This window comes from Acinetobacter sp. ANC 3882 (genome assembly GCF_022549545.1).
In the GTDB taxonomy this organism is placed as follows: domain Bacteria; phylum Pseudomonadota; class Gammaproteobacteria; order Pseudomonadales; family Moraxellaceae; genus Acinetobacter.
The window spans coordinates 399,345-418,085 of the sequence record NZ_JAKZGB010000002.1 but is presented as its reverse complement, the minus strand read 5'-3'; the positions used below and the strand labels follow the sequence as shown (position 1 = coordinate 418,085).

The following is an 18,741-nucleotide window of genomic DNA, read 5'->3' as shown; positions in this document are numbered from 1 at the left end:
TAAAAAACAGACCTTTTACAAGTTTAGATGTTTCAAATATAAAAGGTCGTTTAATTCAGGTTACTGTGCTGGTGTTTCTGATGCTGGCGCTGATTCATCTTGAGCTGGTGCAGGTGCGGCATCGCCACCACCATCAAACAATGAATCTAACTCTGCTGAGCTTTCTTGTTTATCATCCCAGAATGAAGTCAGACCTTCATCACTCGCTCTCACACCGGTATTTTCAGTCCAATAACGATCTGCAATACCACGGACCATCAAGCCCGCCATTTTATCAATCAATCTGAATTGTGGGTTAGCAGGCTTATCCTCACCTGTTGCTGCAGCATATGAACGGAAAGCATCACGCAGTTTTGCATCATCACCGCTGGCTTGTGCAGCAACTGCATAAAGTGCATGCGCTAAACGTACACCTTTTTTCTCGCCGATTGCCATAGATTGCTTCATAGTGGCATACGGTTCAGGCTTTCCATCACCTGCACCTGGTAATAAGGTCCAGATCACGGCGCGAGTCGCCATTGGTGCGCCCCAGAATTTTTCATTATCCAAGCACGCCATGCCGCGTTCAACAATCCCTGCAATATCTTTAGGGACATTGATCGCACCGCCCGAGTTAATATCATTGGTCATGGCTTGAAGACCACTCACCATACCCAGTAAATAAACGGTTTGATCTAAATCATTACGCATGGTTGGGCATGAATCGCCTAATTTATATTTGTATTTGGTTTCCCAGCGATTCGCAAAAAGTTGATAACCTGCATATTGACGTTCAGCAGCAATCGCAGCCCAACGCTTCTGCTCAATACGCGCATCTTGCGCTTCAGACACTTGCCCCGCTTTAGAGGCACGCAAATAACGTAATTCTGCTTCTAGGGCTTGATTCTCGGCACACACACCAGCTGCTGTATAAAGCAATACCGCCATACGCGTCGGATCAGCACCCATATCTTTGGTTGACATCACTGCAGGCGTTAAAGCATTACCTGAGTTACATACCATTTCAGCATCATCCATCGACAAAATCGGTGGAACGATATGCTTTTCACCAAAACCAAGTGCAACATTGGCACCAGTTTTAATCACATATGAGCATCCTGACAGCATTGATGTTGTTAATACTGCAACCGCCACACCCTGCCCAATTTTCTGGAGTTTAGACATACTTCCTGTCCCTCTAATAATTTGTTTTTTCCTTTTAGCTGTACATTATCAGATGCAATACTTGAATTAAAGAGTAATTGCTCTAATTTAACGAGGACATTTTGACATAATTCACAGATGAAAGAATTGACAGCTACGCAGCAATACAGAAATTTCAGGCAAAAAAAAGTAGCATTGCGACGGTTCAGCACATGCTACTTATTAACTGGTAAAATCGTGAAACTCTTTATATTTTAGTTTTGTTGAAAATAATCCTTGAGTAATGTTCCAGCTCTTCCTACTACAATCGCCATAACGATCGCAATTACCAGAAACATCCACATTGAAATCTCCATAGAGACCTCCTACACTTTTCGTATCTACTTTTGATAGATACTAGATTGGCGTTCATCATCGATATTCACGGGAGAGTGATATATTGATGACACTTTCAATCTCTTTCTCTTGGTCACTACAACTTGAGGTTGGCGTGATTCAAGAAATTCCCTGAGTAAAGTTCCTGCTCTTCCTATTACAATCGCAAAAATGATTGCGACCACCAGAAACGACCATGTTGGAATTTCCATTTTGGACCTCCACCATACTTTACGTTGGTGTTTGTACTTTAACGAAAATAACTCAGCGTTGATTGCCAGATTGTCTGACAATCATAATTTTCACGATTTTTTAGAGTATTTAATCTAACAATTTAAACAAAATAAAGCTTAATTTTAATCAAATTGCTGAAATTTATATTTTTATTAATTTTATACAGTTGTAGAATTGTCAAACAATTATGCCAGTTTTGCGCGTAATTTTAGCTTTTTCCACTGCAAATGTGATAATTGATCCCACCAAATTACGCAAGGTGGTTGTTTAGGATGAGCAAAGTACAGCGTGATATAAGCGTGATGATCTAATATTTTGACAATTTGTCTGCGCTGGATCGCTAAGGCTGGAGCAGAAAATTCAAATGAACACTCTTGATGATCCAAGTATTCAAAGCTTTTAATTTGAGGTCGTTTTAGAAATAAGACCCAAGCAACTGCCATCATGCAGATGCACAGCAGCCAAATCCATAATGCAAGCAAGACATAGCTTAAACTTAGAATGGCAATGAAAATCATGAGTTGCAATACAATCGCAAAACGACTGCGCTGCAACTCAAAAACACCATTAGCCATGGACATAGTGTTTTAATTTTAAAATAAAATCTTTTAATTCTGCACGAGGCGGTTCTCCAACCTCCATAAACCAATCCAACAAATCTGGATCTTCCTGATCGACCAACTCTGCAAATAATGCCTTTTCAGCGATATCTGCTGTCAGGTAGTGGTTTTTAACATAAGGATCAAAATACACATCGATTTCTTTTAAACCGCGACGTGCACGATACACAACCTTACGCTCTTCCAGTGTCATTTCATCAGACATTATTGGCTCCGCAATGCAACAATTTCCCCATAGTGTACCCGATCTCCCCGATGAAGTTCTTAGAGAATTTTCCCAAGTGACCAAATACATCAATCAAATTGAGCATTGATCACATTGTTCAATATTTTCGATTTCTTGTATGGTGATATAGATGATTTAAATCCAACACACTAGGGAAAAATAACAAATGCAATCAGGTGCTATTCGTCCAATTCCAAACATGCTCCCACGCAAACTGTTTACTTCAGACCATGAAGCGTTCCGCGAAACGGTCCGTAAATTCTATGAGAAAGAAGTTGTTCCCAATATTGAAAAATATGAAACACAACAACATGTAGATCGTGATTTATGGAATAAGGCAGGGGCACTTGGTCTGCTCTGTACCACCATGCCAGAACAATACGGTGGTTCGGGTGTAGATCGTCTTTACAGTATGATTCTCATCGAAGAACAAGCCTATGCCATGGATTCCAGCACGGGTTTTTCTTTGCATTCTGACATCGTTGCCAACTATATCAATAACTTCGGTAATGAAGAGCAAAAACTGCATTGGTTAACCAAAATGGCAACGGGTGAAGCAGTTACAGCAATTGCCATGACTGAACCAGGTACAGGTTCAGACCTACAAGCGGTTCGCACGACAGCAGTATTGGATGGCGATGAATATGTGATTAATGGTTCTAAAATATTTATCACTAATGGCTACCTTTGCGACATGGCGATTGTCGTTTGTAAAACTGGAAACAATGAAAAGGGTTCAGCAAACTTATCCCTGCTGATTGTAGAAGCAGATCGCGCAGGTTTCAGCAAAGGTAAACCACTGAATAAAATTGGGATGAAAGGCCAAGATACCTGTGAACTGTTCTTTGATAATGTCCGTGTTCCTAAAGAAAACTTATTAGGTATGGAAGGCATGGGCTTTATCATGTTAATGAAAGAGCTCGCCTGGGAACGTATGCTGGTCGCGATTATCTGCCAAGCAGGTGCTGAAGCAGCTTTTGCACATACCGTGCAATACACCAAAGACCGTAAAGCATTTGGTAAAGCAATTGGAACTTTCCAGAATACTCGCTTTAAACTGGCAGAATTACGCACAGAAATTGATTTCTGCCGTACTTATTTAGATCGTTGTATGGAACTACAGCTTGAAGAAAACTTAGGGGTGGATGCTGCGGCAGCTGCGAAATACAAAATTTCAGATATGTTCTCAAAAGTCGTCGATGACTGCTTACAGCTGCATGGTGGCTATGGCTATATGTTGGAATATCCGATTGCACGTGCTTATATCGACAACCGCGCTAACCGTATCTATGCAGGTACCAATGAAATCATGAAAGAACTGATTTCCCGTACCCTCTAAATATCAATAGAGAAAAGGGATCGTACTTCGATGCACGATCCCTTTTTCTATTTATTTCGATTCAGCTTTTTCAGCAGTTTGCACTGGCGGTGGATTCATCCTTGCCATCAGTTGCTTCACTTTAGGGTTGTCAATATATTGTTGCATAGTGGTATTCAGCGCAGTACGCGCATTTTGTGTGGTGAAATGCGCCACTTCACTGCCTACATCACTGGCCTTCTTTGCCCACGCCTTCCCCTCTACAGATTGATAGAAAGTCAAAGCGGCCTGTAACTCTTTCTGACTAAAACTTTCTACATAACGTTGAACAATAAACTGCTTACGCTGTTCACTATTCAGATTTTTGCTCAAATCGGTATAAAAACTTTCGGGTAGATCCTTCGGCAAACGCATACGGATTTGCTCTAGAATCATTTTATCGGTGTTTTGCAACCCTTGTTCAGTGCCATCCACTGAGACCAGTTTTTGTGCAATGGTTTCCTTTTGTTTTATATCATCAGCAAAAGCTATGCTACTCGATAAGAGTATCCCCACAATGATGAGTTTTTTCATCAAACTATCCCTAATCTGAATTTTATAATTTGCTCAATATACGCGATATTTGCATGATTAAAACCCTCTTTAAAATAAAAAAACCCTATGCATTGACATAGGGTTTTAAGATATTCAGTTCAGTAATTATGATACAAGCTTAGGCTTACGATCAGCTTGATCACCACGTTTGTGGAACTGTAAAACTTCATCGCTAAATTTAGCATCTTTCAAATCTTTACGATCTGCAAGATAGTTATTGGTGATTTTCCACGGTGCTTTTTTACCTTGTTTTGGCATCACATCTGCTGCACGTGCAATATAACCAGAAGACATTTTACCCATGATCGTATCTTGCTCACGCAATGCTGGATCTGCATGTGCAATCACTTCGTCATAACCATTTTTGTCCATGTGATTGATCAAACGACAAATATAGTCCGCAGCAATATCAACCTTCAATGTCCACGATGCATTGATATAACCAATGATCATTGCCATGTTTGGTACATCACTCACCATCACACCTTGATAAAGCATGTGTTGAGACGTATCCATTGGTTTGCCATCAATTGTGCCCTTCACGCCACCTAGAATCTGGATTTCCAAACCTGTTGCAGAAATCACAATATCAGCTTCAAGATGTTTACCAGACTTCAACTGGATACCATTTGCCGTGAACTTCTCAATTTGATCCGTTTCAACATTGGCATGACCTTCACGCAACGCCTTAAACAAATCACCATCTGGCACGACACATAAACGTTGATCCCAAGGGTTGTAGCTCGGTGTAAAGTGTTTCATATCCACTTTACCCTTTAACTGCAACTCAATACCTTTCAACAATAAACGACGTACTGTTTTTGGATATTTTTGCGCTAACGCATAAATACCGCGCTGCATCCCAATGTTACGTGCACGAGTAAATTTATAAGCTGTTTTCTCAGACATAAATTTACGCGTTTTTTCATAAATAAAGTCAATTGACGGAATCGTCGCAATATAAGAAGGTGAGCGTTGTAACATGGTCACATGCCCTGCTCCACCTTTCACCATTGAAGGAACAAGGGTAATCGCTGTTGCACCACTACCAATAATAACGACTTTCTTACCTGTGTAATCTAGGTTTTCAGGCCAGTGTTGTGGGTGGATCAATTGGCCTTTGAAATCTTCTTGTTTCGGGAATTTCGGTGCATAACCTTGATCATAGTTATAGTAACCCGTACAACCCATCACAAAGTTTGCTGACCAAGTTTGTTTTTTCTTATTGCTGTCTTCGATTTCTACAGCCCATTTTTTCTTTGCAGAATCGTAGTTTGCAGACAATACACGATGACCGAAGTGAATTTTCTCTTTTAACTGATTTTCACTGATGACATCGCTTAAATAACCTTTAATCTCAGCACCACTTGCCAATACTTTATCTTTTGCCCATGGTTTAAAATTAAAACCAAACGTTGACATATCTGAGTCAGAGCGAATACCAGGGTAACGGAATAAATCCCATGTTCCGCCAAAACTATCACGACGCTCTAAGATTTCGAATTTGCGTTGTGGGCAATTCTTTGAGAGATGTACAGCTAACCCAATCCCAGAGATACCTGCACCAATAATTAATACATCAACTTGCTTTTCCATTTTTTTTATACCCTGTATAAACCATGACTTTATTAAAGCACAAATTTGACAATACGCAATGTCAAGTTTGGTCATTCATCGGTTTTTTCATATCACTTCGGGACATTTTTAGAAAAAAGAGTACTAAAAAATCCAGAGATTTTCACTTGGATTTGTTTTTCAAAAGCGTAGTAGAACAACAAAATTGTATGCGCACACGAAATACTTAGAGAGCTATTCTGTTTAAGATTAGATGGGGAACAGTATTTAAGAAAATAAATCTATTACTTGAAAAACATTCGCTTAGATGACTTCAGGGAATGACCTGTATAAGAAGCGCTATAGAAATAGATGCTTGCACAGATCGTAAGTCTGCTATCAAACAAATTGTACAAATGTGTTTAGAGTAAGAAAAGTTTCATCAAAAGCTCATCCGTATATTCTGCATTATTTTTTAATGCTTTTGACTCTACCCCATACGCTTGGAAGCCAAACTTTTGATAAAGCTTGATCGCTGGCTGATTATCATCAGCGACAATCAGTAAAATTTGTTCTAGATGGTCTTTGCTGTGTTCAATAACAGTCATGAGCAATCTATTGGCTATGCCTCGTCTTTGAAATTCAGGCTCAATAAATACGCTGGATAAATGAGCCTTATGAGAAAGCTTTATGCCAAGTTCTCGCGTTAAAGTCGCTAAACCGATGATTTTGTCTTTGTGATAAACCCCGAAGATCGTTGAACCTGATAAGCAATTTTCAAAAAAATTTAAAGGCTTCACTACTTCTATACTGTAAGTAGAACCAAACATTTCAGGGGCTTTTGCTAATGCTGAAAGTCTGATGGTTCTAAAATCATTCAGCTCGTTCATACCTAGAATTTTAATCTCAATACTTAACATATTTGTCTATTTGAATTTTTATAGTCATGCGACCTAATTTAGCAGAATACTCGATTTAAAATTATGCTCAAAATTAATTAAAAAAAATAATAAAAAAGGCCGGTTATTACACCGGCCTTTTTGGAACAACTGACTGTTCTACACGTAGAAGTATTATTTTACTTCACGGTCAACGAGTTCAACGTAAGCCATCGGTGCAGCATCACCTGCACGGAAGCCCGCTTTAAGAACACGAAGATAACCGCCGTTACGTTCTTTGTAACGAGGGCCAAGAACGGTAAATAATTTACCAACAGTTGCTGCAGAACGAGTACGAGCAAACGCTAAACGACGGTTTGCTACTGTATCGTTTTTAGCTAAAGTGATTAAAGGCTCAGCAACGCGGCGAAGTTCTTTCGCTTTAGGTAGAGTTGTTTTAATTAACTCGTGCTCAACTAAAGCATTTGTTAAATTTTGGAACAACGCCTTACGGTGGCTGCTGGTACGGCCTAATTTCACACCACTATTACGATGACGCATGGTGATAGTCCTACTTAATTAACGGCTACGATAGGCAAAACGGTCATCCATACGGAGACTAGCTGGTGGCCAGTTCTCTAAACGCATGCCGAGTTGTAAACCTTTCGATGCCAAAACATCTTTGATCTCTGTTAACGATTTTTTACCTAAGTTAGGAGTTTTTAACAACTCAACTTCAGTACGTTGAACAAGATCACCAATGTAGTAAATATTTTCTGCCTTCAAACAGTTAGCAGAACGAACAGTTAGCTCGAGATCATCTACTGGACGAAGCAAGATTGGGTCAACTTCTTCGCGAGGCTCTTGAGCAACAGGAGTTTGATCTTTCTGAAGATCAACAAAAATTGCAATTTGTTGTTGCAAGATTGTTGCCGCTTTGCGGATTGCTTCTTCTGGATCAACAGTTCCGTTAGTCTCAAGATCAATCACTAACTTATCAAGATCGGTACGTTGTTCAACACGAGCATTTTCTACTGTGTATGAAACACGTTTGATTGGGCTATAAGATGCATCTAACTGTAAACGACCTACAGGACGTGTTTCACCTTCTGGGAAACGTGAGTCAGATGTTTCATAACCACGACCTTGAGAAACTTTAAGGCGCATTTTTAATGAACCTGTAGAACTCAAAGTACCGATTAAATGATCAGGGTTAACCACTTCAACATTGTGAGGTAAACGAAGGTCAGCTGCAGTTACGTCACCTGCCCCTTGTTTCTCTAATGTCAAATATGCTTCGTTTTGATCGAACAGCTTAATAGACAATCCTTTTAGGTTCAGCAAGAGCTCGACGATGTCCTGCTGCAAGCCTTCTAAAGTACTGTACTCGTGCTCGACCCCTTCTATTTCTACTTCAACCACAGCAGCGCCAGGTAAAGAAGACAATAGAATGCGACGTAAAGCATTACCTAGAGTATGACCAAAGCCACGCTCTAAAGGTTCCAGAATCACTTTTGCCGAGGTCCCGCTTACCGCTTCGACCTTGATCGCTTGCGGAGTTAGAAACTCGTTTGCAGTACGCGTCATTTATTGCTACCTCAAGGATTATTTAGAATACAATTCTACAATCAAGCTTTCGTTGATTTCAGCAGGTAAATCAGAACGATCTGGTGCAGCTTTAAACGTACCTTCTAACTTAGAATGGTCAATTTCCATCCAAGCAGGGATACCACGTTGAGCAGCTAATTCAATTGCGTTTTTAATACGTAATTGTTGTTTAGCGCCTTCGTGTACTGCAATTACATCACCAGCTTTAACTTGGATAGATGCAATGTTAACACGACGACCGTTCAAAGTGATGCTACGGTGAGATACTAACTGACGAGCTTCTGCACGTGTAGAACCAAAACCCATGCGATAAACAACGTTATCAAGACGGCTTTCAAGCAATTTCAACAAGTTTTCACCTGTTGCGCCTTTCACACGAGCAGCTTCTTTGTAGTAGTTACTAAATTGACGCTCTAACACACCGTACATACGACGTACTTTTTGTTTTTCACGTAATTGTAGTGAGTACTCAGATTGTTTACTACCACGAGCTCCGCCGTGTTGGCCAGGAGCTTTAGCATGTTTTTTAGTCTTAACGTCAAACGGTTTAACGCCAGATTTTAATTGCAGGTCTGTCCCTTCGCGGCGAGAGAGTTTGCATTTTGGACCAATATAACGAGCCATGAATGTTTCTCCTTACACGCGACGTTTTTTAGGTGGACGGCAACCGTTGTGCGGAATTGGAGTCACATCGGTAATGCTGTTAATTTTATAACCCACTGCACCTAATGCACGAACCGCAGATTCACGACCAGGACCAGGACCTTTTACAAGGACGTCCAAGTTTTTCAAACCGTAATCTAAAGCAGCTTTACCAGCAACTTCAGCAGCTACCTGAGCAGCAAACGGTGTTGATTTACGTGATCCACGGAAGCCTTGTCCACCTGAGGTAGCCCAAGCCAATGCATTACCTTGACGATCGGTAATCGTAACAATGGTGTTATTAAAAGAAGCGTGAATGTGTGCGACACCTTCAGAGACGGTACGAGTGACCTTCTTGCGTGCGCGAGTATCTTTAGCCATCTTTTAGCTTCCAGAAATCTTATTTCTTAATCGGTTTGCGCGGACCTTTACGGGTACGTGCGTTAGTTTTGGTGCGTTGTCCACGGACAGGCAAGCTGCGACGATGACGAAGACCGCGGTAGCAGCCTAAATCCATTAAACGTTTAATGTTCATGGAAATTTCGCGACGTAAATCACCTTCGGTCGGAACCTTAGCAACTTCTGCACGAATCGCATCAAGCTGAGCATCATCTAATTCACGGATTTTTGTAGTTTCAGTAATACCTACAGCAGCCAAGATGTTCTTAGCAGTGTGGCGACCTACACCAAAAATATACGTGAGAGAGATAACAGCATGCTTGTTATCCGGAATGTTTACACCGGCAATACGAGCCATTCAATTTTCTCCAAAAAGGCAGTCAAGATAATCAACCGCCCCACAAAAATCTTGAGGGGCGGATAATAACCTAATTAGCCTACTGAAATCAACAGGTCTTAATTAAATTAACCTTGACGCTGCTTATGACGAGGTTCTGCGCTACAAATTACGCGAATAACCCCATTACGACGGATAACTTTACAGCTACCACAAATTTTCTTTACAGAAGCTTGTACTTTCATGATGAAACCTTCTAAGTGCGCTTATCCCTTAGGATGAGCAGTCGTTTTTCTCATTAACGTTTGATTATCATACTGATGCGACGTAAGGTGCGCTTGGAGTTGCGCCATAAAGTCCATTACTACTACCACTACAATCAGTAACGATGTCCCACCCAAATGGAATGGAATACCGAACGAACTTTGTAGAACCATAGGCATTAAACATACTACGGTAATGTAGATTGCACCAATAAAGGTCAAACGGTTAAGAATATGATCTAAATAACGAGCCGTTTGCTCACCTGGGCGGATGCCAGGTACATATGCTCCGCTACGCTTTAAATTCTCTGATACTTCTTTCGGGCTAAAAACTAGCGCGGTATAGAAATAACAGAAGAAGATAATTAACGCACCGAAAAGCATTAAATACAACGGCTGTCCAGGCGATAACACCAATGCCAGATCTTGTAGGCTACGCTTCACAATCCCTGCATTTGGATCAGCACTTCCTAACCATTGTCCCAAGCTCGCTGGAAATAATAACAATGAGCTTGCAAAAATCGCTGGAATTACACCTGCCATGTTAATTTTTAACGGCAAATGTGTTTGCTGTGCAGTAAACACACGACGCCCTTGCTGTTTTTGTGCGTAGTTTACAGGAATACGACGTTGTGCTTTTTCAATAAACACAATCGCTGCTAAGACTGCCAACGATAATAAACCGAAAACAACCAACCCGATTAAACTACCCTGACCATTTTGTACAGACGTTAACGACTGAATCACGAGATTTGGCAAACCTGCCACAATACCCGCAAAAATGATCATTGAGATACCATTACCAACACCACGTTCGGTAATTTGCTCGCCCAACCACATCAAGAACATTGTTCCTGCAACTAACGAAGTTAATGCTGGAACATAAAATGCCAAGCCTGACGTTAAGGTAATACCTTGACTAATCAAGCCAGCACACATCCCTATACCCTGCACAAGTGCAAGAAATAAGGTGCCATAACGCGTATATTGATTGATCTTACGTTTGCCTTGCTCGCCTTCTTTTTTCAAAGCTTCCAGCGAAGGAATTACGGTAGACATCAACTGCACGATAATCGATGCAGAAATGTACGGCATAATTCCTAACGCTAGAATCGACATGCGTTCTAATGCACCACCAGAGAACATGTTAAATAAACCTAAGAAGGTACCTTCATTAGCTTTAAAAAACTGTGCTAGCGCTACATTATCAATCCCCGGCAACGGAATATGCGCTCCTAGTCGAAAGACCAACAACGCGCCAATCAAAAACATTAATCGACGAATAATTTCACGGTATTTCACATGAAATGGTTGGCCTTTCATCATGTTTACATGACCTGAAGAACTAGGAGTCATAGACACTCGAGATTACTCCTCGACTTTACCGCCAGCAGCTTCAACAGCAGCTTTAGCGCCTTTAGTCAACACAACACCTTGAATAGTGAATGCGCGAGTGATTTCACCAGAAAGAACGATGCGAGCACGAATTTGGTCACGACGAACAACATTCGCAGCTTTCAAAGTTTCTAGGCTAACAACATCACCTTCAACTTTATTCAACTCAGACAAACGTACTTCAGCAGTTTTCAAAGCGATTTGACTAGTGAAGCCGAATTTAGGCAAACGACGATATAACGCTGTTTGACCGCCTTCAAAGCCTGGACGAGTACCACCACTTTTACGTGAGTTTTGACCTTTGACACCGCGGCCACCAGTCTTACCAACGCCAGAACCGATACCACGGCCTAGACGACGATTTTCACGTTTTGCACCTTCTGCAGGCGCAAGTTCATTCAAACGCAGAGTCATGGCTTATTCCTCTACACTAACCATATAGTAAACTTTGTTGACCATACCACGGTTAGAAGGCGTATCTTGCACTTCTACAGTATGACCAATACGACGCAGACCTAAACCTTGAAGGCAAAGTTTATGATTTTTTAAACGATGCGAAGAAGATTTAGTCTGGGTAACTTTAATCGTTTTCATGATTGATTACCCTTGAATTTGTTCTACTGAAAGACCACGTTTCGCAGCGACTTTCTCAGGAGAAGTCATATCACGCAAACCTTTGAAAGTTGCGTTTACTACGTTAGCAGCATTTGTAGAACCATAACATTTAGCAAGTACGTTATGTACACCTGCAGCTTCAAGAACAGCACGCATAGCGCCACCAGCAATTACGCCAGTACCTTCTGAAGCAGGTTGCATGTATACACGGCTTGCGCCATGACGAGCATTCACAGGGTGTTGTAAAGTAGTACCCGCGAGGTCTACAGTGATCATGTTGCGACGAGCAGCTTCAAGTGCTTTAGAAATAGCAGCTGGAACTTCACGTGCTTTACCACGACCAAAACCTACACGACCGTTACCATCACCCACAACAGTTAATGCTGTGAAAGAGAAGATACGACCACCTTTAACAACCTTGGCTACACGATCAACGGCAACCAGCTTTTCAACGAGACCTTCGTTTTGTTCAACTTTCGCCATGATTAGAACTCCAAGCCGCCTTCACGAGCAGCATCAGCCAAGGCTTTGATACGACCATGATATTTAAAACCAGAACGGTCAAATGCAACTTTAGTAACACCAGCTGCCTTAGCACGTTCTGCGATCAAAGCACCAACTTTCGTAGCTGCGTCTACATTACCTGTAGAGCCACTACGCAAAGATGCATCTAAAGTTGAAGCTTGCGCTAAAACTTTGCCACCATCTGCTGAAATAACTTGCGCATAGATGTGACGCGGAGTGCGGTTTACACACAAACGAGTCGCACCCAATGCACGAATGTGCAAGCGTGTGCTTTTCGCACGACGCAAACGGGTTTGTTTCTTTTCGTTCATAAGAACCTCGCGCCTTATTTCTTCTTAGCTTCTTTACGAAGAATAACTTCATCCGAATAACGAACACCTTTACCTTTATATGGTTCAGGAGCACGGTATGCACGGATTTCCGCTGCCACTTGACCTAACAACTGCTTGTTTGCTGATTTCAAAATGATTTCAGTAGCAGTTGGAGTTTCCGCTGTTACACCTTCAGGTAAAGCGTAGTCAATCGGGTGTGAGTAACCAAGGTTAAGGTTTACAGAAGTACCCTTAACCGCAGCTTTATAACCAACACCAACAAGCTGTAACTTACGTTCGAAGCCTTCGCTAACACCTTTTACAAGGTTGTTCAATACAGCGCGAGCAGTACCAGCTTGCATCCAAGCGTCTTTCGACTCTTTAGCTGGAGCAAGTTGAAGTTTACCTTCTTCCTGTTTTAGCTCGACCAGCGCATGCAGGTTGAAAGACAATGTACCTTTGCTGCCTTTCACTTCGACCTGCCGGCCGTTCTGAGTAACTGTTACACCATTCGGTACAGTTACTGGGGCTTTAGCCACACGAGACATGAGGAATCACCTATTAAGAAACAAAAGCAATAACTTCACCACCAACGCCCGCAGCACGTGCAGCGCGATCAGTCATGATGCCTTTGCTTGTAGAAACAATTGCAATGCCCAAACCTTGCTTAACGCTAGGAATTTTATCTTTACCGCGATATTGGCGTAAACCTGGACGGCTTACACGCTTAACGGTTTCGATAACAGGCTTGCCTTCGAAATATTTTAATGTAATGGTCAAAGTAGATTTTGTCTCTTCAGAAGCAACTTCTACATTTGAAACATAACCTTCTTGTTGAAGAACGTTTGCAATTGCAACTTTCAACTTAGAAGAAGGCATAGAAACAGTTTGTTTCTTAGCCATTTGTGCGTTACGAACACGTGTTAACATGTCGGCAACGGTATCTTGCATACTCATTTAGTCGCTCCTTACCAGCTTGCCTTAACAACGCCTGGTACATCACCCTGCATTACTGTGTCACGTAATTTGTTACGGCTTAAACCGAACTTACGGAAGTAACCATGAGGACGACCAGTTAAACCACAACGGTTACGAAGACGTACTGGAGATGCGTTACGTGGCAATGCCTGTAACTTTAATGTCGCTGCGAAACGTTCTTCGTCACTTGCATTTACGTTTGCAATCGTTGCTTTTAATTCAGCACGTTTTGCAGCGTATTTAGCAACTGTCTTTTCGCGTTTCAATTCGCGATTAATCATACCTTTCTTAGCCATATCGACCTCTTATTTGAACGGGAAGCCGAATGCACGCATAAGCGCACGGCCTTCGTCATCGCTACGAGCAGTGGTCGTAATCGTGATGTCTAAACCACGGATACGATCAATCTTGTCAAAATCGATTTCAGGGAAAACGATTTGCTCTTTTAAACCCATAGAGTAGTTACCACGACCATCAAATGATTTCGAAGAGAAACCACGGAAGTCACGGATACGAGGGATTGCGATTGAGATCAAACGATCCAAGAATTCGTACATTTGGTCGCCGCGTAAAGTAACTTTACAACCGATCGGCCAACCATCACGGATTTTAAAACCAGCGATTGATTTACGAGCAAGAGTCACAACTGGCTTTTGACCAGCAATGAGTTGCATATCAGCAACAGCGCCATCTAATAATTTCTTATCAGTTGCAGCTGCGCCTACACCCATATTCAGAGTGATTTTTGTGATGCGAGGAATATCCATCACGTTCTTAACGCTAAGTTCTTCTTGTAACTTCGCTTTAAGTTCGTCGTTGTAACGTGCTTTAAGTCTGGCCATTGCCTTTTTCAACCTATTACTTCGCTACCGCCACTGATTCACCATTTGATTTATAAACACGAGTTTTCGCGCCATCAATCACTTGGTAACCAATACGGTCAGCCTTTTGGGTTGTAGCATTAAAAATTGCCACGTTTGAGATATGAAGCGTAGCCTCTTGAGTAACGATACCGCCTTCAGCGCCAGTTACACGGTTTGGCTTTTGGTGCTTCTTCACCAAGTTAAGACCTTCGACCTTAACTCGTTCTTCAGAAACAGACAAAACAACACCTTGTTTGCCTTTTTCTTTACCTGCGATCACAATTACTTGATCGCCTTTTTTAATCTTAGCCATGATTGCCTCTTATAGAACTTCAGGAGCCAATGAAATGATTTTCATGAACTGTTCAGTACGAAGTTCACGAGTCACTGGTCCGAAGATACGAGTCGCAATCGGAGCTTTATTGTTGTTCAAAATAACAGCAGCGTTATCGTCGAAACGAATAACTGAACCGTCTGGACGACGGATACCGAATTTTGTACGAACAACTACAGCATTCATCACGTCACCTTTTTTAACACGTGCGCGTGGAATTGCTTCTTTTACAGTAACTTTAATAATATCGCCAACTGAAGCATAACGACGGTGTGAACCACCAAGTACTTTAATACATTGTACGCGGCGTGCACCACTGTTGTCTGCTACGTCGAGCATACTTTCGGTTTGAATCATTGCCCTACTCCAAAACCGAGCATCACCGGTCACAATTTCGAAAGGCTCAAAGAGTACTCGAAATTGTCCGATGATGCAACAAGAACGTCTAATTACTCAGCAGCAGCTTCAACTACTTCCACTAAAGTCCAAGCTTTAGTTTTAGAAATTGGGCGGCTTTCTTTGATGGTTACCAAGTCGCCAGTTTTAGCAACATTGTTCTCATCATGAGCGTGTAATTTAGTTGAACGGCGGATTGATTTGCCATACAACGGGTGTTGAACGCGGCGTTCAATAAGCACAACAATAGACTTGTCCATTTTGTCGCTTACGACTTTGCCGGTTAACGTGCGGACTGTTTTTTCACTCATTGTCCGTTCCCCTGTTTTTCGGTAAGGAGTGTCTTAATACGAGCAATTGTCTTACGAGCAATTTGCACTTCATGCGATTTGCCTAATTGACCAGTTGCTTTCGCCATACGAAGACGGAATTGGTTAAGCTGTTGCTCATCAAGCAAAGCTTTCAACTCTTCTACCGACTTTTCACGTAGATCTTTAGTTTTCATTACATCACCGTCCGAGTCACGATAGTGGTTTTAAACGGAAGTTTAGCAGCAGCTAAAGCAAAAGCTTCGCGCGCCAACTCATCGCTAACACCTTCAATTTCGTACAGGATCTTACCTGGCTGGATCTGACACACCCAGTATTCCACGCTACCCTTACCTTTACCCATACGTACTTCTAATGGTTTTTCGGTAATTGGTTTGTCTGGGAATACGCGGATGAAGATTTTACCACCACGTTTGATACGACGGCTAATGGTACGACGTGCAGCTTCAATCTGACGCGCAGTCATACGACCACGTTCAGTTGCTTTAATTGCAATCGAACCAAATGATACTGTACTACCACGATGCGCTAGACCAGTGTTACGGCCTTTGTGCACTTTACGGAATTTGGTACGTTTAGGTTGCAACATGGATTATTCTCCCTTGTCAGCAGCACGGTCACCGCGACGACCACGACGCTCTTGACCTTCACCACGACCACGACCGCGTTTAGCTGGACGATCTTCAGCAGGAGCAGGGTTCATGACTTGTTTCATGCCACCTAAAATCTCACCACGGAAAATCCAAACTTTAACACCAATCGTACCGTATGTTGTTTCTGCACGCATAGTAGCATAGTCGATGTCTGCACGAAGTGTATGCAAAGGTACACGACCTTCACGATACCATTCAGTACGAGCAATCTCTGCACCACCTAAACGGCCAGAAACTTCAACTTTGATACCTTTAGCGCCAGCACGCATTGTGTTTTGAACCGCACGTTTCATAGCACGACGGAACATAACACGCTTTTCCAATTGAGAAGCAATTGCTTCAGCAACTAGACGTGCGTCCAAGTCAGGGCGATCAATTTCATTGATGCTAACTTGAGCTGGAACACCCATAATAGTGGTGAGTTCGCGCTGTAATTTCTCGATGTCTTCGCCTTTCTTACCGATAACGATACCAGGACGAGCAGTGCTAATAGTTACTTTAGCAGCGCCTGTAGGACGTTCGATAAGAATATTGCTGATCATCGCGCTCTTAAGTTTTTTAATTAAAAACTCACGAACTTGAAGATCTTTAAGCAAGTATTCAGCGTATTGTTTCGGACTCGCATACCAGTTAGCGTTATGACGTTTCACAACACCTAGGCGGATACCGATTGGATGAACCTTCTGACCCATATCAAACCCCTACCTTAACGGTGATGTGACAAGTACGCTTAGTAATACGATCTGCACGGCCTTTAGCACGTGGCATGATACGTTTAAGGCTAGTGCCTTCATCAACGTAAATCGTAGTTACTTTAAGGTCATCAACATCTAAGCTGTTGTTGTGTTCAGCATTTGCGATTGCAGATTCTAATGCTTTTTTAACGAGCACAGCTGCTTTCTTATTGCTGAAGTTTAAAATATCTATCGCACGCGCAATCGACTTACCACGGATCAAATCAGCAACTAAACGTGCTTTTTGTGCCGAGATAGCGGCACCGCGTAATTTAGCAGTTACTTCCATCATAGCACCTATTAACGTTTAGACTTCTTATCAACACCGTGACCACGATAGGTACGAGTTGGCGCGAATTCACCCAATTTATGACCAACCATGTGTTCAGTAACAATTACTGGAACGTGGTTACGGCCATTGTGAACAGAAATTGTTAAACCAACAAAGTCTGGAAGGATCATTGAACGACGTGACCAAGTTTTGATCGGCTTACGGTTGTTAGCAGCTACAGCAGCTTCAACCTTAGCGAACAAATGCGCGTCGACGAATGGACCTTTTTTTAATGAACGAGGCATTATTCAGATTCCCTTACTTGACGCGACGGTCGCGAATAATCATCTTAGTCGTACGCTTATTGGTACGTGTCTTGTACCCTTTAGCTTTTTGACCCCATGGACTTACAGGTTGAATACCTTTACTACGTCCTTCACCACCACCGTGTGGATGGTCTACTGGGTTCATCGCCATACCACGAACGGTAGGACGAATACCACGCCAGCGCGAAGCACCAGCTTTACCCAATGAACGAAGGTTGCTTTCTTGGTTAGAAACTTCACCAATTACAGCACGACATTCAACATGGACTTTACGCATTTCACCAGAACGTAAACGAACGATAGCGTAAGAACCATCACGACCCAACAACTGAACTGAAGTACCAGCAGAACGTGCTAATTGAGCACCTTTACCGATTTTAAGTTCAAGGTTATGAAGGGTAGAACCGATTGGCATGTTACGAAGTGGTAAACAGTTACCTGGACGAATTGGAGCATCGTTACCAGATTGAACTTTATCACCAGCACGTAGGCCTTTAGGCGCAATGATGTAACGACGTTCACCGTCAGCATATTTCAATAAAGCAATATGAGCTGTACGGTTAGGATCGTATTCGATACGCTCTACAGTCGCAGGAATACTATCTTTGTTACGTTTAAAGTCAACAATACGGTAGTTTTGCTTATGACCACCACCCACGTGACGTGTAGTGATGTGACCATTGTTATTACGACCACCAGTACGTTTTTTAGCTTCTACCAACGGTGCATAAGGAGCGCCTTTGTGAAGATGGTCATGAACCACTTTCTCTACAAAGCGACGTCCTGGAGACGTTGGCTTACATTTTTGAATTGGCATAAT

31 protein-coding genes and 1 pseudogene are annotated in these 18,741 nt (G+C 42.1%); 1 reads left to right on the top strand and 31 read right to left on the bottom strand.

The genetic code is table 11. The features are described from left to right. Positions 1-60 precede the first annotated feature (60 nt). The 4 genes from MMO42_RS07155 to MMO42_RS07140 form a co-directional block, all read right to left on the bottom strand. On the bottom strand, positions 61-1,164 hold the full coding sequence (locus MMO42_RS07155; protein ID WP_005297123.1) for a hypothetical protein: 1,104 nt from the start codon (positions 1,162-1,164) through the stop codon (positions 61-63). Positions 1,165-1,523: 359 nt separating this feature from the next. Next, positions 1,524-1,730 carry a hypothetical protein gene (locus MMO42_RS07150; protein ID WP_005297125.1) on the bottom strand — a complete coding sequence of 69 codons (207 nt, stop codon included), beginning with the start codon at positions 1,728-1,730 and terminating at the stop codon, positions 1,524-1,526. Positions 1,731-1,937: 207 nt separating this feature from the next. Then, positions 1,938-2,327: a hypothetical protein gene (locus MMO42_RS07145; protein WP_241319921.1), complete on the bottom strand. Its 390-nt coding sequence runs from the start codon at positions 2,325-2,327 to the stop codon at positions 1,938-1,940. Beyond that, positions 2,320-2,577 (bottom strand): succinate dehydrogenase assembly factor 2, encoded by a 258-nt coding sequence (locus tag MMO42_RS07140; RefSeq protein ID WP_004804137.1) that lies wholly within the window; start codon positions 2,575-2,577, stop codon positions 2,320-2,322. The genes MMO42_RS07145 and MMO42_RS07140 overlap by 8 nt, the downstream gene beginning before the upstream one ends. A gap of 187 nt (positions 2,578-2,764) precedes the next feature. On the opposite strand from MMO42_RS07140, the gene MMO42_RS07135 reads away from it, so the two are divergent. Further along, complete coding sequence (locus tag MMO42_RS07135) at positions 2,765-3,937, top strand: acyl-CoA dehydrogenase family protein (protein WP_241319857.1); 1,173 nt, start codon at positions 2,765-2,767, stop codon at positions 3,935-3,937. A gap of 51 nt (positions 3,938-3,988) precedes the next feature. On the opposite strand, the gene MMO42_RS07130 is transcribed toward MMO42_RS07135, so the two are convergent. The 27 genes and pseudogenes from MMO42_RS07130 to rplB all read right to left on the bottom strand — a co-directional run bounded on the left by MMO42_RS07130 (position 3,989) and on the right by rplB (position 18,738). After that, positions 3,989-4,489 carry a DUF2059 domain-containing protein gene (locus tag MMO42_RS07130; RefSeq protein WP_241319856.1) on the bottom strand — a complete coding sequence of 167 codons (501 nt, stop codon included), beginning with the start codon at positions 4,487-4,489 and terminating at the stop codon, positions 3,989-3,991. Between the two features lie 126 nt (positions 4,490-4,615). Further along, the gene (locus MMO42_RS07125) at positions 4,616-6,106 is read right to left on the bottom strand and encodes an NAD(P)/FAD-dependent oxidoreductase (RefSeq protein WP_241319855.1); all 1,491 of its coding nucleotides are present in this window, start codon (positions 6,104-6,106) and stop codon (positions 4,616-4,618) included. A gap of 380 nt (positions 6,107-6,486) precedes the next feature. Continuing rightward, positions 6,487-6,984 (bottom strand): GNAT family N-acetyltransferase, encoded by a 498-nt coding sequence (locus MMO42_RS07120; RefSeq protein ID WP_241319854.1) that lies wholly within the window; start codon positions 6,982-6,984, stop codon positions 6,487-6,489. Between the two features lie 153 nt (positions 6,985-7,137). Beyond that, entirely contained in the window at positions 7,138-7,503 is a 366-nt protein-coding gene (gene rplQ / locus MMO42_RS07115) for a 50S ribosomal protein L17 (RefSeq protein ID WP_004641032.1), read from the bottom strand. An 18-nt stretch (positions 7,504-7,521) separates the two neighbouring features. Continuing rightward, positions 7,522-8,529 (bottom strand): DNA-directed RNA polymerase subunit alpha, encoded by a 1,008-nt coding sequence (gene rpoA / locus MMO42_RS07110; RefSeq protein WP_004804125.1) that lies wholly within the window; start codon positions 8,527-8,529, stop codon positions 7,522-7,524. Positions 8,530-8,547: 18 nt separating this feature from the next. After that, positions 8,548-9,174 (bottom strand): 30S ribosomal protein S4, encoded by a 627-nt coding sequence (rpsD, locus tag MMO42_RS07105; RefSeq protein WP_004657698.1) that lies wholly within the window; start codon positions 9,172-9,174, stop codon positions 8,548-8,550. Positions 9,175-9,186: 12 nt separating this feature from the next. After that, positions 9,187-9,573 (bottom strand): 30S ribosomal protein S11, encoded by a 387-nt coding sequence (rpsK, locus tag MMO42_RS07100; RefSeq protein WP_004281491.1) that lies wholly within the window; start codon positions 9,571-9,573, stop codon positions 9,187-9,189. Between the two features lie 19 nt (positions 9,574-9,592). Further along, a complete protein-coding gene (rpsM, locus tag MMO42_RS07095; protein WP_004657696.1) occupies positions 9,593-9,949 on the bottom strand; it encodes a 30S ribosomal protein S13 in 357 nt (118 codons plus the stop codon). Between the two features lie 107 nt (positions 9,950-10,056). Next, the gene (gene rpmJ, locus MMO42_RS07090; RefSeq protein ID WP_000867907.1) at positions 10,057-10,173 is read right to left on the bottom strand and encodes a 50S ribosomal protein L36; all 117 of its coding nucleotides are present in this window, start codon (positions 10,171-10,173) and stop codon (positions 10,057-10,059) included. Positions 10,174-10,194: 21 nt separating this feature from the next. Continuing rightward, positions 10,195-11,514, bottom strand: coding sequence for a preprotein translocase subunit SecY (gene secY / locus MMO42_RS07085; protein WP_171067178.1), 1,320 nt, complete (start codon positions 11,512-11,514; stop codon positions 10,195-10,197). A 45-nt stretch (positions 11,515-11,559) separates the two neighbouring features. Then, on the bottom strand, positions 11,560-12,000 hold the full coding sequence (gene rplO / locus MMO42_RS07080; protein ID WP_005147117.1) for a 50S ribosomal protein L15: 441 nt from the start codon (positions 11,998-12,000) through the stop codon (positions 11,560-11,562). Positions 12,001-12,003: 3 nt separating this feature from the next. Then, positions 12,004-12,180, bottom strand: coding sequence for a 50S ribosomal protein L30 (gene rpmD / locus MMO42_RS07075; RefSeq protein ID WP_003653652.1), 177 nt, complete (start codon positions 12,178-12,180; stop codon positions 12,004-12,006). Positions 12,181-12,186: 6 nt separating this feature from the next. Beyond that, a complete protein-coding gene (rpsE, locus tag MMO42_RS07070) occupies positions 12,187-12,684 on the bottom strand; it encodes a 30S ribosomal protein S5 (protein ID WP_004657688.1) in 498 nt (165 codons plus the stop codon). A gap of 2 nt (positions 12,685-12,686) precedes the next feature. After that, entirely contained in the window at positions 12,687-13,037 is a 351-nt protein-coding gene (gene rplR, locus MMO42_RS07065) for a 50S ribosomal protein L18 (protein WP_005147119.1), read from the bottom strand. 14 nt (positions 13,038-13,051) lie between these two features. Next, the gene (rplF, locus tag MMO42_RS07060) at positions 13,052-13,585 is read right to left on the bottom strand and encodes a 50S ribosomal protein L6 (protein ID WP_004657685.1); all 534 of its coding nucleotides are present in this window, start codon (positions 13,583-13,585) and stop codon (positions 13,052-13,054) included. Positions 13,586-13,598: 13 nt separating this feature from the next. Further along, positions 13,599-13,994, bottom strand: coding sequence for a 30S ribosomal protein S8 (gene rpsH / locus MMO42_RS07055; protein ID WP_005147121.1), 396 nt, complete (start codon positions 13,992-13,994; stop codon positions 13,599-13,601). Between the two features lie 11 nt (positions 13,995-14,005). Next, entirely contained in the window at positions 14,006-14,311 is a 306-nt protein-coding gene (gene rpsN, locus MMO42_RS07050) for a 30S ribosomal protein S14 (protein WP_005147122.1), read from the bottom strand. A gap of 9 nt (positions 14,312-14,320) precedes the next feature. Then, the gene (rplE, locus tag MMO42_RS07045) at positions 14,321-14,857 is read right to left on the bottom strand and encodes a 50S ribosomal protein L5 (protein ID WP_004804116.1); all 537 of its coding nucleotides are present in this window, start codon (positions 14,855-14,857) and stop codon (positions 14,321-14,323) included. 16 nt (positions 14,858-14,873) lie between these two features. Beyond that, positions 14,874-15,191, bottom strand: a complete 318-nt coding sequence (gene rplX, locus MMO42_RS07040; protein ID WP_005147125.1) for a 50S ribosomal protein L24 — start codon at positions 15,189-15,191, stop codon at positions 14,874-14,876. Positions 15,192-15,200: 9 nt separating this feature from the next. Continuing rightward, positions 15,201-15,569 (bottom strand): 50S ribosomal protein L14, encoded by a 369-nt coding sequence (gene rplN, locus MMO42_RS07035; protein ID WP_004657680.1) that lies wholly within the window; start codon positions 15,567-15,569, stop codon positions 15,201-15,203. Positions 15,570-15,661: 92 nt separating this feature from the next. Beyond that, entirely contained in the window at positions 15,662-15,919 is a 258-nt protein-coding gene (rpsQ, locus tag MMO42_RS07030) for a 30S ribosomal protein S17 (protein ID WP_004641057.1), read from the bottom strand. Next, complete coding sequence (gene rpmC, locus MMO42_RS07025; protein WP_000849927.1) at positions 15,916-16,113, bottom strand: 50S ribosomal protein L29; 198 nt, start codon at positions 16,111-16,113, stop codon at positions 15,916-15,918. The genes rpsQ and rpmC overlap by 4 nt, the downstream gene beginning before the upstream one ends. Then, positions 16,113-16,526, bottom strand: a complete 414-nt coding sequence (rplP, locus tag MMO42_RS07020; RefSeq protein WP_004657678.1) for a 50S ribosomal protein L16 — start codon at positions 16,524-16,526, stop codon at positions 16,113-16,115. Before rplP ends, rpmC begins: the two co-directional genes overlap by 1 nt. Further along, a pseudogene (gene rpsC / locus MMO42_RS07015) lies at positions 16,466-17,282 on the bottom strand (30S ribosomal protein S3). Before rpsC ends, rplP begins: the two are co-directional and overlap by 61 nt. Before the next feature lies 1 nt (position 17,283). Then, complete coding sequence (gene rplV / locus MMO42_RS07010; RefSeq protein WP_005147130.1) at positions 17,284-17,613, bottom strand: 50S ribosomal protein L22; 330 nt, start codon at positions 17,611-17,613, stop codon at positions 17,284-17,286. Between the two features lie 11 nt (positions 17,614-17,624). Further along, a complete protein-coding gene (gene rpsS, locus MMO42_RS07005) occupies positions 17,625-17,900 on the bottom strand; it encodes a 30S ribosomal protein S19 (protein WP_004775885.1) in 276 nt (91 codons plus the stop codon). Between the two features lie 13 nt (positions 17,901-17,913). Continuing rightward, positions 17,914-18,738 (bottom strand): 50S ribosomal protein L2, encoded by an 825-nt coding sequence (gene rplB / locus MMO42_RS07000; protein WP_241319853.1) that lies wholly within the window; start codon positions 18,736-18,738, stop codon positions 17,914-17,916. Positions 18,739-18,741 lie beyond the last annotated feature (3 nt).

What these genes read in the sequence shown, in the direction of transcription:
- rpoA (WP_004804125.1), bottom strand. Translation starts at nt 8,529, where the DNA reads ATGACGCGTACTGCAAACGAGTTTCTAACTCCGCAAGCGATCAAGGTC.
- MMO42_RS07150 (WP_005297125.1), bottom strand. Translation starts at nt 1,730, where the DNA reads ATGGAAATTCCAACATGGTCGTTTCTGGTGGTCGCAATCATTTTTGCG.
- rpmD (WP_003653652.1), bottom strand. Translation starts at nt 12,180, where the DNA reads ATGAAAACGATTAAAGTTACCCAGACTAAATCTTCTTCGCATCGTTTA.
- rpmJ (WP_000867907.1), bottom strand. Translation starts at nt 10,173, where the DNA reads ATGAAAGTACAAGCTTCTGTAAAGAAAATTTGTGGTAGCTGTAAAGTT.
- MMO42_RS07155 (WP_005297123.1), bottom strand. Translation starts at nt 1,164, where the DNA reads ATGTCTAAACTCCAGAAAATTGGGCAGGGTGTGGCGGTTGCAGTATTA.
- rpsQ (WP_004641057.1), bottom strand. Translation starts at nt 15,919, where the DNA reads ATGAGTGAAAAAACAGTCCGCACGTTAACCGGCAAAGTCGTAAGCGAC.
- secY (WP_171067178.1), bottom strand. Translation starts at nt 11,514, where the DNA reads ATGAAAGGCCAACCATTTCATGTGAAATACCGTGAAATTATTCGTCGA.
- rpsN (WP_005147122.1), bottom strand. Translation starts at nt 14,311, where the DNA reads ATGGCTAAGAAAGGTATGATTAATCGCGAATTGAAACGCGAAAAGACA.
- rplB (WP_241319853.1), bottom strand. Translation starts at nt 18,738, where the DNA reads ATGCCAATTCAAAAATGTAAGCCAACGTCTCCAGGACGTCGCTTTGTA.
- rplO (WP_005147117.1), bottom strand. Translation starts at nt 12,000, where the DNA reads ATGACTCTGCGTTTGAATGAACTTGCGCCTGCAGAAGGTGCAAAACGT.
- rpsM (WP_004657696.1), bottom strand. Translation starts at nt 9,949, where the DNA reads ATGGCTCGTATTGCCGGTGTAAACATTCCGGATAACAAGCATGCTGTT.
- rplR (WP_005147119.1), bottom strand. Translation starts at nt 13,037, where the DNA reads ATGAACGAAAAGAAACAAACCCGTTTGCGTCGTGCGAAAAGCACACGC.
- MMO42_RS07120 (WP_241319854.1), bottom strand. Translation starts at nt 6,984, where the DNA reads ATGTTAAGTATTGAGATTAAAATTCTAGGTATGAACGAGCTGAATGAT.
- MMO42_RS07145 (WP_241319921.1), bottom strand. Translation starts at nt 2,327, where the DNA reads ATGGCTAATGGTGTTTTTGAGTTGCAGCGCAGTCGTTTTGCGATTGTA.
- rplV (WP_005147130.1), bottom strand. Translation starts at nt 17,613, where the DNA reads ATGGAAGTAACTGCTAAATTACGCGGTGCCGCTATCTCGGCACAAAAA.
- rplE (WP_004804116.1), bottom strand. Translation starts at nt 14,857, where the DNA reads ATGGCCAGACTTAAAGCACGTTACAACGACGAACTTAAAGCGAAGTTA.
- rplX (WP_005147125.1), bottom strand. Translation starts at nt 15,191, where the DNA reads ATGGCTAAGATTAAAAAAGGCGATCAAGTAATTGTGATCGCAGGTAAA.
- rplP (WP_004657678.1), bottom strand. Translation starts at nt 16,526, where the DNA reads ATGTTGCAACCTAAACGTACCAAATTCCGTAAAGTGCACAAAGGCCGT.
- MMO42_RS07135 (WP_241319857.1), top strand. Translation starts at nt 2,765, where the DNA reads ATGCAATCAGGTGCTATTCGTCCAATTCCAAACATGCTCCCACGCAAA.
- rpsD (WP_004657698.1), bottom strand. Translation starts at nt 9,174, where the DNA reads ATGGCTCGTTATATTGGTCCAAAATGCAAACTCTCTCGCCGCGAAGGG.
- rpsH (WP_005147121.1), bottom strand. Translation starts at nt 13,994, where the DNA reads ATGAGTATGCAAGATACCGTTGCCGACATGTTAACACGTGTTCGTAAC.
- MMO42_RS07140 (WP_004804137.1), bottom strand. Translation starts at nt 2,577, where the DNA reads ATGTCTGATGAAATGACACTGGAAGAGCGTAAGGTTGTGTATCGTGCA.
- MMO42_RS07130 (WP_241319856.1), bottom strand. Translation starts at nt 4,489, where the DNA reads ATGAAAAAACTCATCATTGTGGGGATACTCTTATCGAGTAGCATAGCT.
- rplN (WP_004657680.1), bottom strand. Translation starts at nt 15,569, where the DNA reads ATGATTCAAACCGAAAGTATGCTCGACGTAGCAGACAACAGTGGTGCA.
- rplQ (WP_004641032.1), bottom strand. Translation starts at nt 7,503, where the DNA reads ATGCGTCATCGTAATAGTGGTGTGAAATTAGGCCGTACCAGCAGCCAC.
- rplF (WP_004657685.1), bottom strand. Translation starts at nt 13,585, where the DNA reads ATGTCTCGTGTGGCTAAAGCCCCAGTAACTGTACCGAATGGTGTAACA.
- rpmC (WP_000849927.1), bottom strand. Translation starts at nt 16,113, where the DNA reads ATGAAAACTAAAGATCTACGTGAAAAGTCGGTAGAAGAGTTGAAAGCT.
- rpsS (WP_004775885.1), bottom strand. Translation starts at nt 17,900, where the DNA reads ATGCCTCGTTCATTAAAAAAAGGTCCATTCGTCGACGCGCATTTGTTC.
- rpsE (WP_004657688.1), bottom strand. Translation starts at nt 12,684, where the DNA reads ATGGCGAAAGTTGAACAAAACGAAGGTCTCGTTGAAAAGCTGGTTGCC.
- MMO42_RS07125 (WP_241319855.1), bottom strand. Translation starts at nt 6,106, where the DNA reads ATGGAAAAGCAAGTTGATGTATTAATTATTGGTGCAGGTATCTCTGGG.
- rpsK (WP_004281491.1), bottom strand. Translation starts at nt 9,573, where the DNA reads ATGGCTAAAGATACTCGCGCACGCAAGAAGGTCACTCGTACCGTCTCT.